Below are 15,236 nucleotides of genomic sequence, written 5' to 3'. Positions count from 1 at the left end.
GCATTTGCCACAGCGCCTGTTACGTAACACACCCCTCGGCCACACAGGTTTGAAGCGGTCAATTCGGGTGCCCGCACTGTGTCCGAAGGTTACTCCCCCACTTACAATCCCTGCCGCATCATTCCTTCCCCCTACCAGGTCTCGTCCGCAATGCCAAAGAGCCCCCTGCCGCGCACGCGCTTCAGCTTTTCACCCACCGTGCGTGCCCTGCTCCTGGCCGCCGCCTGTGGCATGGCGTTGCCGGTGCTCGCCGCCATTGAGCATGATGAAGTCGACCGGCTCATGCAGGCCGGCAAGCTCGACGAGGCCATGACCCGCGCCGATGCCTTCCTGAAGGACAAGCCCAAGGACCCGCAGATGCGCTTCCTCAAGGGCGTGATCCAGCTCGACACCGGCAAGCGCGCCGAGGCCATTGCCGCCTTCACCCAGCTCACGCAGGACGCCCCTGAACTGCCCGAGCCCTACAACAACCTCGCCGTCATCTACGCGAGCCAGAACCAGTTCGACAAGGCGCGCAGCGCGCTCGAGAGCGCCATCCGCACCAACCCGAGCTATGCCACCGCGCAAGAGAACCTCGGCGACGTGTATGCGCGGCTGGCCAGCCAGGCCTACAGCAAGGCGCTGCAGCTCGACCAGAACAACACCGCGGTGCAGCCCAAGCTCGCGGTGATCCGCACCCTGTTCACGCCGGCGCCGGCCGGCGGCAAGCCCTCCGCCGTTGTCGCGGCGGCAGCGCCCGATGCCACGTCCCGCGCGGCGCCGGCTGCGAATGCTGCGGCACCTGCTCCGGCGCCCGCTCCCGTCGCGAAGGCGCCTGCCGCTCCGGCGCCCGCGCCCGCCCCCACGCCTGCACCGGCACCCGTCAAGGCAGCAGCGGCTCCCGCAGCCACACCAGCGCCTGCAGCACCGCCACCGCCCCCCACGGTGGTGGCCAAGGCACCCGAGGCTGCTCCGGTGCCCGCGGCGCCCGCGCCAGCACCGGCCGCCGCGCCCTCTTCCACCGCCACCGCCGAAGTCGAATCGGCCGTGCGCGGATGGGCTGCCGCATGGGCCGGCCAGGACATGGACCGCTACCTTGCCTCCTACGGCGCCGACTTCAACCCCGGCGGCGGACAAAGCCGCAAGAGCTGGGAAGAAGAACGCCGCGCGCGCATCGTCGGCAAGTCGAGCATCAGCGTGAACATCGAGAACCTCGTGATCAGCGTCAACGGACAAGCCGCGACCGCCAAGTTCCGCCAGATCTACCGCGCCGACAACCTCAACATCTCGAGCCGCAAGACGCTCGAACTGCAGCGCGCCGGCAACCAGTGGCACATTCGCAAGGAAAGCGTCGGCGGCTAGTGGCAGACATCGTCCGGCGCAGCCGGCTTCGGAACCCCGCGCTGCGGCGTGGCGCGAACATGCTTGCCGCGCTCATGGCGGCATCGGCCCTGCTGTTGGCAACACACGGCGCGGCCGCATCGACCAAGTCCGCGAACGCCAAGACCAGCGGCGCCAAGGCCAAGGCTTCGGCCGGCCGCCCAGCCGCCCGGGAAGCCAAGGCCAGGACGGCAAAAAAGGCTTCCGCCGCAGACGCAAGAATCGCGGCCGCAGCCAAGGGCGCCCCGCGCAGCAAGGCGGCAGCCGCATCTTCCCCCGCAGCCCTTCAGCAGGCCAGCAGCGCCGAAGCCCGCCTGATCGCGGTCTACGAACTGTTCGGACGCGGCCAGCCGCGCCCCGCGCTGGCCAAGGCCCGCGACCTGGTGCGCGACTATCCCAACTTCCAGCTCGCGCAGCTCGTCTATGCCGACCTGCTCGCAACCCAGGTGCCGCCCGCGCACGCCTTTTCCGACGCCACCGGCATCGCGCGGCTGCGCAGCGACCCCGCCATGGCCGACCTGCGCGAGGAATCCCGCCGCCGCCTGCAGGCTCTGCGCGACAGGCCGCCGGCCGGCACCGTGCCTTCGCAGTTCCTGGCGCTGTCCACGCGCAGCCGCTATGCCATTGCGGTCGACGCCTCGCGCTCGCGGCTCTACCTGCTCGAGAACTCCGACAAGGGGCTGCAGCTGGTGGCCGACTACTACGTTTCGGTCGGCAAGTCGGGCATCGGCAAGGCCACCGAGGGCGATGCGCGCACGCCGCTGGGCGTGTACTACGTCACCAGCAGCCTCGACCCGAAGTCGCTGCGCGACTTCTACGGCGCCGGCGCGCTACCCATCAACTACCCCAACCCCTACGACGTGCGGCGCGGCAAGACCGGCAGCGGCATCTGGCTGCACGGCACCCCGCCCCAGCAGTTCTCGCGCGCGCCGCTCGCGAGCGACGGCTGCGTCGTCATGGCGAACCCCGACCTGAAGCAGCTGCTGCGCAAGGTGCAGATCGGCGCCACCCCCGTGGTCACCGCGCCCAGCCTGCAGTGGATTCCGCGCCCGCAGGCCGAAAAGGAAGCCCAGACCTTCACCAGTGCAATTTCGGCCTGGAAAGATGCCAGGGCCAATGGCAATGAAGCGCAATTGAAGAAATTCTATTTGCCCGATTTCCAGCGCAACAGCAGCAGCAAGAAAAACACCGACGGCTTTTCGGTGCTCCACGACGAAGTGGAATATGCCCAGGGCAAACGCGTGCAGTTCAAGGACATGTCCTTCCTGCATTGGCGCGACGGCGACGACACCATGGTCGCCACCTTCGGCGAAGTCTTCGAAGGCGAGAAAAGCGGGCGCACCAGGCGCCAGTACTGGCTGCGCCAAGGCAGCGAGTGGAAGCTTTTCCACGAAGAAATCCTCGGCTGAGACCCCTCTCGGCGGAGGGGTAGGTACCCCATAGGTGTGACTTTTTGCACAAGCAACGCACCTATCTTGGGCGTTACATCTACCGTTACAACCGCGTGCTACGTAACACGTAACGACTTTGTTCCCGTAACAAACACCGGCTGAATGTTCCCAAGGAACGTAACGTTGTTCACTCATTCATGGGATGCGCATACACCGTGTCAGAGGGAAAAATGTGTTCCAGGACTGTTACTCATGCTTCCAAGCGAGGGCTTCCTGGGGACGGCGAAGGGCTGGCCGCCTTCCTGCTTAGACCACACGGCCTAGCACAGGAAGGCCTTGAACCCACGGGTTACTGTTGTTGATACACGGAGTTACGCTGTATAACATCCACCTGGCCAGCCTCACTTGTTAACACTTTTTTAAGGGGAAATCATGCTTCGCTCTATTACTCGTTTTCTGCGCGATGAAGAAGGTGCTACTGCAATTGAATATGGAATTATTGCGGGGTTGATGGCAGTTGTTTTGGTAACAGCATTTAGCGCGGATAGCGGCCTTGGGCTTGCGCTGACAAATATGTTTACGACCATCGCCGGCGCGCTTCCTAAAACTCTTTGAATTTGAATTGAAGGTCACCTTTCTCCTGTGGCTGATTCTTGTTGTCGTCTATGACGTCCGGATGCGCCGCGCACCCAATTGGCTTGTGCTCGCAGGCGCTGTCTTTGCGCTCGGAGCGCTGGCTTTGGGAGCCGGGCCTCTCGGGCACGATTGGCGTGCGGCACTTCTCGGCGGGGGGGCAGGCTTCGGATTTCTCCTGCTCTTCTATGCCACAGGCCTCATGGGGGCAGGTGACGTGAAGTTCGCTGGCGCCTTAGGACTGTGGGTCGGCGTGTCGGCCCTGGCGCCGATCTGGATCATTGCCAGTCTGTTGGCCAGCATCCATGGCGTCCTCTGGCTATCCCTTAAGCGCTGGCCTTTTTTTCCGCGACTCGCCCTGTTCCTGGCCGGCCCGTCGCGCTCTTCCGAACCCGACGTCCCATCTCGCCGGGTTCGCGTCGTTCCTTATGCGGCTTATCTCGCACTGGCCGCCGCGGTGTGGATGGTTTGGGGTCGACAGGGTAGCTAATCGCTCCGCCGCCACGAGCTGTTCATCGATGGCTCTCGAATTGCTCCTCCCTTGACACGCCGCCCATGATCAATCTCACCAAAGTCATCGCCGCCATCCTCGTGCTCCTGGCCCTCGCGCTCGGCGGCTATGCATGGATGCTCAGCCGCCAGCCCCCACCGCCCGTCGCCGTCGCCCCCTCCGCTGCAGCTTCCAGCAAGGCCGCCCAGGCGCAGACCTTCCCCGTGGTCGTGGCGGCCAAGCCGCTGCCTGCGGGACAGGCGATCCCGGCCGACGCACTTCGCATCGAGCGCCTGACGATCAATCCCGTGGGCGCCTTCCAGGAAACCGGGCCGCTCGCGGGCCGCGTGCCGGTGATCGACCTGAGCGAAGGCTCGCCATTACTCCAAGGCCAGCTCGTTTCCGGTCTGGCCCTGCGCGTCGCCGAAGGCGAACGTGCGGTCGCCATCAAGGCCGACGAGACCATGGGCGTGGGCAACAAGGTTCAGCCCGGCGACTTTGTCGACGTGTTCCTGATGCTCAAGTCCGACGGCAAGGACATTGACCGCAGCCAGGCGCGCCTGCTCCTGTCGCGTAAGCGTGTGCTCGCCTACGGCACCGCTTCCGTCGACGGCCTGCCTTCCAAGATGGACAAGAACGGTGGCGCGCAGCAGGCCCAGCGCGCCGAAGCGGCCCGCACCGCAGTGCTCGCCGTTCCGGTGGAGGACATCAACCGGCTGACCCTGGCTGAAAACAGCGGCCGCTTGCTGCTGGCGCTGCGCAACCCGACCGACATGTCGGAACCCGATCCGAAGCTTTTTGCCGAGCTGCCCACCGCCCTGCAGCCGCCTCCGCTGAAAGCCGGCGAACCGCGCCGCCCGCCGCTCGAAGGTTTGGACCGCGCGCAGGCCGGCGTCACCACAGCAGATTTCGTGACCGGTGGCAAGCCGGGCGCCCTGCGTGTCCCGGCCGTCTCTTCCGCGCGGGCTCCAACGACTACCACCAGTGAGTCCCGCGGCGGGCTCAAGGTCGAAGTCATTCGCGGCGACCGCAGCGAAACCATCAACTACTGACCAGCAAACAAGTGGCACGCCCATTCACGCCCCGCAGGAAACGAACACCATGACGATCGCCTTTCGCGCGAAAACAACCGGTCCGGCACGTCCTCTGCGTCCCACACTCGCAGCGCTGTGCTTGCTGGCATCGGGCGTCTGGCCCGGAGTGTCCGCCGCCGCGGATGCGGCAGAGGCGGCATCCGCCCGCCCCGCGCTGCAACTGCGGGTCGATGCCGGCACGCAGAAGGAGTTGCTGATCAGCAAGGGTATCGAGCGCATGGCCACCGCCGACGAAACGGTCGCCGGCGTCGCACTCACCCGCCAATCACCCAACTCACCGGCCGCGCGGCTCATCATCACCGGCAAGGCTGCGGGTCGGACCACGCTGATGATCTGGGAAAAGGGCCAATCGACCGCTACGGTCTATGCGCTTGAAGTGCGGCGCCGCGCCTCCACGCTCTCCGGCTCGCTCAACAGCATGACCGCGCACCAGGAAGCACGCGACGCGGCCATGGCCGCCGGCGGAGAAAAAACGGCGCTGATCGACCGCTCCGTCGTCAATGTGCGAAGCAGTACCGTACAGGTCGAAGTCAAGATCGTCGAGTTCAACCGCAGCGTGCTCAAGCAGGCCGGCCTCAACATCTTCAGCACGCGCGCCAATTCCAACGGCTTCAGCTTCGGCGTGTTCACGCCGTCGTCGCTGCGCTCCACAACGTTCGCAAGTGATGGTTCGATCAGCGGGGAATACAACAACCCGCTCGCCCAGGCCTTCAGCCTTTTGTTCAACTTCGGCAAGGCCGGCATTGGCCTGAACGTCGGCTTCCTCGAAGGCAACGGCATGGCCCGCGTGCTTGCTGAACCGACGCTGGTGGCGCTCTCGGGCCAGAGCGCGAGCTTCCTGGCGGGCGGCGAACTGCCCGTGCCCGCACCCCAGGGCCTTGGGACCACCAGCATCGAATACAAGCCTTTCGGCATTGGCCTCACGCTCACGCCCACCGTGCTGTCGAACGAACGCATCGTGCTGAAGGTGGCGCCTGAAGCGAGCGACCTGGACTACACCAACTCGCTCAGCATCGGCGGTGTCGCAGTGCCGGCCATCAGCACGCGCCGCGCCGACACCACGGTGGAACTGGGCGACGGCGAGAGCTTCATCATCGGCGGCCTCGTGAGCCGCACCACGACTTCGAATGCCGACAAGGTTCCGCTGCTCGGCGACATTCCGGTGCTCGGAACGTTCTTCAAGCAGAACAAATACCAGATGAACGAGAAGGAGCTGGTGATCCTTGTCACGCCGCATCTGGTGAAGCCGATTGCGCGAGGTACGGATCTTGGTCCGTATCTGCCGGGTGGCGCCGAACAGCGCGATGGCCCCGTGTGGCGCGCGCATCTGCTGGGGCCGGCTTCAGGCACGACGGTGCCGGGCTTCTCGCGTTGACCGAACCTAACTACGCAAAGCCCTTGGCCGACGCCATGAACGCTCCACGCGACAGCCTTCCTGAAATCGGTGCAGAGACCTATCTCTTCGCATCGCAGAACAGCAGCCACATCACATGGCTGAGCGACGCGCTCAACCAGTTGGGCGCGGTGGTGATCCTTCCCTCCGAGCCCAAGTCGATCGACGAGCGGATCGCCATGCTCAGTCCGGCGGCGGTCTTTCTCGATTTCTCGGGCGACCACGCCGCGGCGGCGGGCGAACTCCATCAGCGACTCAAGCGCGAATGGCCGACACTGCCGGTGCTGGCGACAGGCATTTCAGCCGAGCCGGCTTCCATGCTTGCCGCGCTGCGTGCCGGCGTGGACGATTTCGTCGACATGAGCGCGCCGCCGACCGATGCAATCAACACGCTGCGCAAGCTGGTCGATCGTCAAAGCACGCTGCAAAGCCGTGCCCGTGGCTGCACGCTTGCACTGCTTGGCGCAAGGCCAGGCATCGGCGTGACCACGCTCGCAGCCAGCCTGGCGTTGATGCTCAATGAGCATCCGTCCCAAGCAGCCGCACCATCTCACAGCCGCAACACGCGCCGCGGCGTGGCGTTGCTCGATCTCGGGTTGCCGGCCCGCGACGGTCTTCTGTATCTGGACACCCAAAGCGGCTTCAGCTTTGTCGATGGCGTGCGCAGCCTGCGCCGCCTCGACCAAACGCTGCTACACACCGCGCTGGCCCATCACACGAGCGGCGTGGCTGTACTTCCGCTGCCCGCAAGCCTTGCGCAGGTGCGCGAGATCTCGCATGCCGATTCGATGGCGCTGATCAAGCGGCTCGGCGACTTCTTCGATTTTCAGATTGCCGACCTCGGCGGTTTTTCAACCCTCGATTTCGTTGCACAGACCGTGAAGATTGCCCAGCACAGCTGGGTGGTGTGCGACCAGAGCATCGGCGCGATCGTCTCTACCGCGAACATGCTCAAGGAACTGCGCACCCGAGGCATCGACACCGATCGGCTGTCGCTCGTGGTCAACAAGTTCGACAGCCATGTGGGGCTGCCGGCCAAGGACATTGCCGATCGTCTCGAACTGCCGCTGCACCATTTGCTGCCGGCGCGAGGAACGCAACTTCTGGCGGCAGCGAGCCGCGGCGAGATGCTGGTGCGCACCGCGCGCAACGACGCGTATTCGCAAGCCGTGGCCGGCCTCGCACGCGGATTGAACCAGCAATACATGTCCGACGCGGGCGAGCCGCCAGCCAAGGAGTCCAATTGGTTGGCTCGAATGTCGCAAGTTGCCGGCTTCTGGAAAAGCTCTAGTCAAGGTTGAAACGCCTCTATGTCCAACGATCTCGAATTCGCCGACGACGACCAGGCGTTCGTCAACTCCCAGCAGTTCCAGGACATCAAGAGCTGGACGCATGACCATCTGCTGAGCCGCATCGAAGAACTGGGGGCGGAGTTCGGCCGCTGGTCGCGCGCTTCGATCCAGCAATTTGTCGAACTGGAGGTCGACAGCTTCGTCCGGCTGCGCCGCGTGCCAATCAACAACCGTGAGATGCAGCTCATCTCCGATGCGTTGACCAAGGAGCTTGCAGGCTTCGGGCCGCTCGAAGACCTGCTCAACGACCCTGCCGTCGAAGACATCCTGATCAACGGCTACCAAAACGTGTACGTGTCACGCCACGGCATGCTGGAGCGCGAGACCGTGCGCTTTGCCGATGCAGAGCACGTGATGCGCATCGTGCGCCGCATCCTGGCGCCGCTCGGCCGGCGCCTCGACGAATCCAATCCGATGGTCGATGCGCGCCTGCCCGATGGCGGCCGTATCAACGTGATCATCGAGCCACTGGCCATCGACGGGCTCTCGGTCTCGATCCGCAAGTTCCGCAAGGAACCGCTCACGCCGGCCGACATGGTGAAGCTCGGCACCTTCGACGCCGGCATGGCGCAGTTGCTGGAGATTGCGGTGCGGGCGCGCTGCAACATCCTTGTGAGCGGCGGCACCAGCTCGGGCAAGACATCGCTGCTCAATGCGCTTGCCACCTTCATCCCTGCGCGCGAGCGCGTCATCACCATCGAAGACACGGCGGAGCTTTCGCTAGGCACCAGCCACGTCGTCCGGCTCGAAAGCCGCCCCGGTGGCTTCGACGGCACGGGCGTGGTGTCGATCCGCGACCTGCTGCGCAACAGCCTGCGCATGCGGCCGGACCGCATCATCGTGGGCGAGGTGCGCGGCGCCGAAGTGATCGAGATGATGCAGGCGATGAACACGGGCCATGAAGGTTCGATGGGCACCATCCATGCCAGTTCACCGCGCGAATGCCTCTACCGGCTTGAGATGCTCGCGGGCTTTGCCGGCTACCAGGGCAGCGAAGTGAGCCTGCGCCGGCAGATTGCCAATGCCATCGATTTCATCGTACAGATCGGACGCCTGTCGAGTGGGCAGCGCCGCATCCTTTCATTGAGCGAAGTCACCGGCGTCAACGATAACGTGGTCGCAATGCAGGAGCTCTATCGCTACGAGCCGATCACCTCGCCCGACGGCGAGGAGCGCGATCGCTGGATATCGCTGGGCATTGCGCCGCATTCACCCAAGATCACGCGCTTCCGCCAGTCGCTGGCACGAAGCCAGCAGGGAGACAGCCGTGGCTAAGGTCCTGCTGACGGTGGCTTGCGTCGCGCTGCTGCTTGCAGCCGCGGGGCTGCTGCTGTGGCAATGGGCAAAGGGGCGGCAGGCTCGGCAGGCGGCGACGCGCCATTTGGACCAGCAGATCCTGGCCAGCACGGCGGCTGCGGTGCAAACGCCGATGCCCTTGCGGGATCTGCCGAGCGATGCGCTCATGACTGACCCGTGGCTCGAAACCGATGCGAGCGCCACGGCTTCTGAACCCGCCGGGCTTCTTGAAAGAGCCATGCCCGAGTGGCTGATTGGCGTGATCGAGCCGCGCATGGCCGCACTGGGTCTGGTAGCCATCGTGATGTTGGCTGCTCTTGCCGGTTTGTTCGGCGGCTCGATTGCGGCGTTGAGTGCGCTCACCTTGTTGGCACTCCTCGCAGTCTTTGCGATCTGGCTGCGGCTGCAGAAATTCCGACGCAAGCTGGTCAGCCAGTTGCCCGGCTACATCGACGCTATGGTGCGCCTGATCACCATTGGTAATTCCACGCAAGCGGCTTTCCAGCTGGCGATTGCCACAACGGAGGCTCCATTACGCGGCCAACTGGAACGCGCGGCATCCCTGGTGCGTGCGGGCATAGATCTCGACCGCGCGCTGCATCAGACAGCCAGCAGTGTCCGAATAGACGAGATGTTTCTGTTGGCCTCCATTCTCGGCCTGGGTGTGCGTTATGGCGGCCGCTCTGATCTGCTGCTGGAGCGCGTAGGTAACTTCATGCGCGACCGTGAGCAGGCGGAGCACGAGCTGGTAGCCATGTCATCGGAAACCCGGCTCTCCGCCTGGGTCCTGGGGCTGCTCCCCGTGGGCGTGGGCGCCTTCCTCATCATGACCAATCCCGGCTACTTCGTAGGGATGTGGAATGACGGTACAGGTCGCATGCTGATCTTCTCTTCGGCAGGCCTTCAGCTGGTCGGCGCCGCCCTCCTTTATCGACTGGCGAGACTGTCATGACGCTGTCGCCCAATCAACTCGCCGTTCTTAGCCTGGCATTACTCGCGCTAGGGCTCATGGCGGGAGCGGGCGCACTGATTGCGGCCGAACTGCGTCGCGCGCGGAGCGGAAAAGTCATAGGCCGTGCCATCCACCAGGTTGTGAAGACTCCAGATCTTTCGAAAGCTTCCGCCGATATTGGTGGAGAGTCAGACACCTCGACGAAGTCCGATATCGAACTGCCGTTCCACTGGCTCGATTCGCGGCTCGGCCGGACGCTGGTGGCGGATGAAGACCGCAATCTCATCGACCAGTGCGGCCTTTCCTCGAAGCGGGCGCAACTGGTCTTCTTGGTGGTTCGTGTTTTTCTTGCGTTCCTTCTTCCATTTCTCGCCTATTTTCTGTGGAGCGCGGGCCATACACAGCGCACCGTCGTTATCGTCCTTGCGGCTGCGTTCGTCATTGGCTTCATGGCGCCGAAATGGGTGCTCGGCCGTTTTGCTGCCACGCGACGCGAGCGGGCGAATCAGGAGCTTCCGCTCTTCATCGACCTGCTGCGTCTTCTTCAGGGCGTTGGACTGAGCCTGGATCAGAGTCTGCAGATCATGGCCAGCGACTTCTCGCATGTGCTGCGCGTGCTCGGCTACGAACTGACCTTGGCCAACAACCAGTACAGCCGCGGTCGCAGCCGCGAGCACTCGTTGCAGCGCCTCGCCACCTTGCACAAGAACGAGAACCTCCGAGGGCTCGTGTCTTTGCTGGTGCAGGTCGACAAGCACGGCGGCGCCGTACAGGAACCGTTGCGCATCTTCAGCGACCGGCTGCGCGAACACCGGCGTTCCGAAATGAAGGAAAAAATCGGAAAGATCACTGTGAAGATGACTGCCGTCATGGTGTCCACGCTGATGCCAGCGCTGGTCATCGTTACGGCAGGACCAGGCTTCATCGCGATATTCCGATCTCTTGGAGCTGTCGCCAAATGAAAACGCTGGACTTTTGCACCTGCTCGCCCGCCATGCGTCGCCTGCTGACTTTCGCCTCCGCGGGCGTAGCGGCTCTCGTCTTCAGCGGCTGCTCGAGCATCAAGGATCAGTACGCCGCCAGCGCGGACGCGCAACAGCGTATGGCCGCCGAAGCAGCCGCGGACACGAAGGCGGGGGCGTCTGTAGACACCCAAGCAACCTATCTCAAGCTCGTCGAGCAGATGCAGAAGGAAGACCTGTGGTTTGCCTCGCTCGCGCACATCGACGCACTCGAACGACGGTGGGGCGTATCGCCCGAGTCCACACGCGTGCGCGCCGAAGCGCTGCGCCAAACAGGGCAGGCCACCGCTGCCGAAGCCTCCTACAAGCGGCTGATGGGTACACCGCTTGAGGGGGCCGGTTACCGTGGATTAGGACTCCTGGCCGGAGCGCGCAGCAACTACCCCGAAGCTGTGCAGTTTCTGAGACAAGCCCAGCACCGAGCGCCAACAGATGCCTTGCTGCTGAGCGACCTGGGCTATGCCCAATTGCGTGCGGGCTCGATCGACGAAGCCCGGCTTCCGCTGATGCAGGCTCTGCAGCTTCGTCCTGATAGTGCACAGGCACAGGCCAATCTTGCGCTGTATCTCGAACTCAGCAATCAGCAAGAGCAGGCGGCCGCCATGATGGATGCGAACCGGATGTCTCCCGCCGCACGTCTGGCGATCAAGGAGGCTGCGCAGCAACTCCGTCGTGGCGGTGCTGTGACCTCCGCCTCAGCCCTCGCTACTGGGATGACAGTCCGCGACGAAGTTGCTCCGCCACTCGTGCTCAAGGCATCGCGCTCCTCCAACATGATTGGTGAGCGCACCGCCATTCAATCGAATCAAGCGACAAACGCCTCCTCGACAACCCTGTCACCGATCTCGACTTCGCGAGGTACACCATGAACAAAAAAATCGACACCGCTTTCCGCGCCCTGTCCGCATACAGCTGGCTCATCGCAATTCTTGCCTTTCCGTCAGCAGCGATGGCGCAGAGCGCGGCAACTTCCGGTTCGACCCTCTCTTCCACGGTGGAAACCGCGCAGGCCACGCCTCATACGTCGACCAATCCGCCTCAGAACGAAGCCGCGAACGCAGAGGATGCCGAGGATGCCGAGGATGCCGAGGAGCTTGACTATGCGCCGCTACAAGTGGGTGACGCCACCCAAGGATTGCTGGCTTGGCAGCGCAGTGGCGATATCGCGTCCAAGACACCGCGCCCAATCGGGGGAAGCGTTGCGCAGCGCAGCTATGAGCGCTATCTGAAGAGTTTCGAATTTCCGATACCGGAACGTTTGAGTTCGTCGGTCAAGAGCACCACCGGTAGCGGCGGTGCGAAGTAGGCGGCCATAACAGCTGACTCATTGCGGTCAATGAAGACCATCCGGGCACTCTCAACACCGCGCCACCAACGCGGCGTGTATGCAATTGAGTTCGCGGTGGTGTTCATGGTCTTCTTCAGCATTCTCTATGCCGTCATCTGCTACGGGATGCTGTTCGCCTTCCGGCTCGGACTGCAGAACGCGGCCGAAGACGGCGCGAGAGCAGCACTTCAATATCAGAGCAGTCTCGAGGACCGAAGAAAGCGCGCAGCGGATGTCGCAGCCTTTCAAAGCGACTGGATGCCGCAAGTGGTGAAGCCCATCGTGTCTGCACAGATCTGTCGAGTTGAGGGAATCAACCAATGCTCTCCGATCACTTGCGGACCGTCATGGAGCCAACGATGCCAAGTCGAAGTTCTCGTACGAGCCGACAACCTTGGATCGCTGCTGCCTCCTTTGCCGAGCTTCGCCGTGCCGACCCAGATCGCCGGCAAGGCGAGCATGCTGCTTGAGTTGAGGTGAAAGCCGTGTCCGCCGCAAGCATCCGACTGCGCAGCAGAACCACCGCTCTCCACGTTCAGCGTGGTGTTGCCGCTATCGAGTTCGCCTTCGTTTTCATATTTCTCTTTCTTGTGATGTACGGACTGGTGAGCTTTGGCGCGATCTTCTACACGCAGCAAGCCGTCTCACGCGCCGCAGAAGATGGTGCACGCGCAGCGATGCTGCTGCCGCAACCACCGGATCAGGAAAGCGTGCGCCAAGTCGTTTTCGATTCGCTTGCGCGCTCACTCGTCGTTCCCACTTCCCACAATGCCGATACGGTCAGCAGAAAGAACTGGATCTCCGCCAATGTCACCGTCGCGGCCGCGTCGACTGCTGCAAGCTGCGTAGTGACTGTCACCTACCTCTACAAGAACAATCGCATCCTGCCTTCTGTGTCGCTGTTGGATACCAGTTGGGTGCCTGACCAATTACAAGGCAGCGCCACCGCTGCGCTCAAAACATCATGAAACGGCTTTTGGCATGAACGCATCCACGACGCGCCAAGCTTTTCAACCGAGCGGCCACCGGCGCGCCCGAGGCTCCGTCCTCATCAACACGGCCATTGCGCTGAGCCTGATCGTGATCACACTCGTTGGCACGGAGTTGGGGTATCTCTTCTATATGAAGCGCGAGTTTCAGAAGACTGCGGATCTGGCCGCATTGGCCGGCGCGCAGAAGCTCGTGCCTTCGGCAGGCACTGACGTATGTGTTGCCGCGCAAGGAGCTGCCGTTGCCAATGCAGGTCAGAACATACCAGGCATCGTGCTCCAACAACCGGAATGCGGTCACTGGGCATCGTCGAATACAACACCAGCTAATGCGGGCTGCTTTTCCAATGTAGACGATCACTTCCTTCCTGATGCGTCAACAAAGAATGCTATTCGTGTGCGAATAGAGAAAGCTCCACCGACGTTGTTCCCCTTCTTTCAGGCCAGTCGCACCATCTGCGTCCAGGCGGTTGCTTCGCTAAACGAACCCCTCGGTGCAATATCGATCGGGAGTGGAGTCGCGCGGCTGAACGAGGGGTTGCTCAATCAAGTACTGAGCATGCTGTTGGGAACAACCGTCAACCTGAGCATTGGTGACTACACCGGCCTGCTCAACACCAAGCTCAATCTGCTCGGGATCGCGGATGCCTTGAACCTCAATGTGGGCACATACGAGCAGTTGGCGAGTGCCAATGTCACTTTGGCCGATTTGCTCACTGCAGCAATCGAAGTACTGCCTCAAAACAACGACAGTGCCACGGCTGGGCTCGCCGCCGGTGTGTTGAACGGCCTTTTGGATCTGAGTGGAGGGCTCGACCTAAGCACAGTACGAATTAATTTGCTGAGCACCGCCGAGCAAGCCGGTCTGCTCAACGTCGATCTCAACACCGAAGATCCACGCACCGCATTGAACGGAAACATCAACGCATTGAATCTCCTGCTGGTCGCGTTGCAGATCGCTGATAGTCAATCAGCTGTCTCAGCGGGGATCGCGATTCCACTCAAACCGCTCGCGAATGTGCAACTTCAGGCCAAGGTCATCGAGCCCCCCAGTATTGCCATTGGGCCCCCAGGCTACTATCCGGACGGTACAGCAAAAACCCGGGCGCACACCGGCCAGATCCGAATACTTCTGGACACTCAGATCCTGACTCCGGTTGCCGGAAGCGACCTATTGAACATTCCGCTCGTTGTCAGAGTTTCATTGCCATCAGGCCAGCTTATCAGGCTGCCTATCTATGCAGAAGTTGCGTCAGGAGACGCCGAACTCGATTCGATTCAATGCAATGGGCCCGATAGCAAATACGACGTCAAGATCGCAGCGGCCCCCGGCCTTGCACATATTTTCCTGGGGAAAGTTCCAACCGCGTTCACGAACAGAACGAGCGCGTGGAAGGACCTGCCGAAAGAGCAGTTCGATCTACTAAATATCCAAGTCACTCTTCTGAGCATCCTCGGAGGCGGGATACCGATCGACATCAAGCTCTTGGCGAAGATGGATCTCTCTATCCCAGGGAGTGGAACCACTACGAGGCAGACGCTGAACTATCAATTCGATCCCACAATCCCCGCATCGCAGCAGGATCTGATGCACACCGTTGGTACGGAGCAAAACCTTGGCGCTGCAATCGCGAGCGCCATTGGTTCGGGAATGCTCAAGATAGAGCTCGCTACATCTGCCCCCATTTTGGATACTATCGCCAACGGCCTGATTACCGTCATTTCCGGCGTACTGGGGGCTCTCAACTTCATACTCTTACCAGTGCTTAGCCAGCTCGACAGTGCACTGCTCGCCCCCCTTCTCAAGACGCTTGGCATCCAAATTGGGTACGCGGATGTACAGCTACTCTCTGCCAGCTGTGACGGCAATGCACGCTTGGTCTATTGAGTTTGCATACGAACTTACACCAAGCACTTGTGAAATTTGAGAATAGCGTC

At 62.5% G+C, this 15,236-nt stretch carries 15 protein-coding genes; all 15 read left to right on the top strand.

All coding sequences use genetic code 11. From position 1 onward, the window contains the following. The first annotated feature begins 150 nt into the window (after positions 1–150). Positions 151–1,341 carry a tetratricopeptide repeat protein gene (locus IB278_RS01050; protein ID WP_192322418.1) on the top strand — a complete coding sequence of 397 codons (1,191 nt, stop codon included), beginning with the start codon at positions 151–153 and terminating at the stop codon, positions 1,339–1,341. After that, on the top strand, positions 1,341–2,768 hold the full coding sequence (locus IB278_RS01045; RefSeq protein WP_192322417.1) for a L,D-transpeptidase family protein: 1,428 nt from the start codon (positions 1,341–1,343) through the stop codon (positions 2,766–2,768). Before IB278_RS01050 ends, IB278_RS01045 begins: the two co-directional genes overlap by 1 nt. Positions 2,769–3,182: 414 nt before the next feature. Continuing rightward, positions 3,183–3,365, top strand: coding sequence for a Flp family type IVb pilin (locus tag IB278_RS01040; protein ID WP_192322416.1), 183 nt, complete (start codon positions 3,183–3,185; stop codon positions 3,363–3,365). A 7-nt stretch (positions 3,366–3,372) separates the two neighbouring features. Continuing rightward, positions 3,373–3,873: a prepilin peptidase gene (locus IB278_RS01035; protein WP_192322415.1), complete on the top strand. Its 501-nt coding sequence runs from the start codon at positions 3,373–3,375 to the stop codon at positions 3,871–3,873. Between the two features lie 65 nt (positions 3,874–3,938). Beyond that, a complete protein-coding gene (gene cpaB, locus IB278_RS01030) occupies positions 3,939–4,925 on the top strand; it encodes a Flp pilus assembly protein CpaB (RefSeq protein WP_192322414.1) in 987 nt (328 codons plus the stop codon). A 49-nt stretch (positions 4,926–4,974) separates the two neighbouring features. Further along, entirely contained in the window at positions 4,975–6,342 is a 1,368-nt protein-coding gene (locus IB278_RS01025) for a type II and III secretion system protein family protein (protein ID WP_225612643.1), read from the top strand. A 23-nt stretch (positions 6,343–6,365) separates the two neighbouring features. Continuing rightward, the gene (locus tag IB278_RS01020; protein WP_225612642.1) at positions 6,366–7,661 is read left to right on the top strand and encodes an AAA family ATPase; all 1,296 of its coding nucleotides are present in this window, start codon (positions 6,366–6,368) and stop codon (positions 7,659–7,661) included. A gap of 9 nt (positions 7,662–7,670) precedes the next feature. Continuing rightward, a complete protein-coding gene (locus tag IB278_RS01015) occupies positions 7,671–8,987 on the top strand; it encodes a CpaF family protein (protein ID WP_192322413.1) in 1,317 nt (438 codons plus the stop codon). Continuing rightward, a complete protein-coding gene (locus IB278_RS01010) occupies positions 8,980–9,960 on the top strand; it encodes a type II secretion system F family protein (RefSeq protein ID WP_192322412.1) in 981 nt (326 codons plus the stop codon). Before IB278_RS01015 ends, IB278_RS01010 begins: the two co-directional genes overlap by 8 nt. Then, a complete protein-coding gene (locus IB278_RS01005) occupies positions 9,957–10,922 on the top strand; it encodes a type II secretion system F family protein (RefSeq protein WP_192322411.1) in 966 nt (321 codons plus the stop codon). The genes IB278_RS01010 and IB278_RS01005 overlap by 4 nt, the downstream gene beginning before the upstream one ends. Continuing rightward, a complete protein-coding gene (locus IB278_RS01000) occupies positions 10,919–11,851 on the top strand; it encodes a hypothetical protein (protein ID WP_192322410.1) in 933 nt (310 codons plus the stop codon). Before IB278_RS01005 ends, IB278_RS01000 begins: the two co-directional genes overlap by 4 nt. Next, complete coding sequence (locus IB278_RS00995; protein ID WP_225612640.1) at positions 11,848–12,288, top strand: DUF3613 domain-containing protein; 441 nt, start codon at positions 11,848–11,850, stop codon at positions 12,286–12,288. The genes IB278_RS01000 and IB278_RS00995 overlap by 4 nt, the downstream gene beginning before the upstream one ends. Positions 12,289–12,318: 30 nt before the next feature. Next, positions 12,319–12,789 (top strand): TadE/TadG family type IV pilus assembly protein, encoded by a 471-nt coding sequence (locus IB278_RS00990; RefSeq protein WP_192322409.1) that lies wholly within the window; start codon positions 12,319–12,321, stop codon positions 12,787–12,789. Further along, positions 12,786–13,277, top strand: a complete 492-nt coding sequence (locus tag IB278_RS00985; protein WP_318646664.1) for a TadE family protein — start codon at positions 12,786–12,788, stop codon at positions 13,275–13,277. Before IB278_RS00990 ends, IB278_RS00985 begins: the two co-directional genes overlap by 4 nt. A 13-nt stretch (positions 13,278–13,290) precedes the next feature. Further along, on the top strand, positions 13,291–15,186 hold the full coding sequence (locus IB278_RS00980; protein WP_192322408.1) for a TadG family pilus assembly protein: 1,896 nt from the start codon (positions 13,291–13,293) through the stop codon (positions 15,184–15,186). Positions 15,187–15,236 lie beyond the last annotated feature (50 nt).

This window comes from Variovorax sp. VRV01, assembly GCF_014852545.1.
In the GTDB taxonomy this organism is placed as follows: Bacteria; Pseudomonadota; Gammaproteobacteria; order Burkholderiales; family Burkholderiaceae_C; genus Variovorax; species Variovorax beijingensis_A.
The sequence above is the reverse complement of the archived record's forward strand: the minus strand, read 5'-3'. Positions and strand labels throughout refer to the sequence as shown.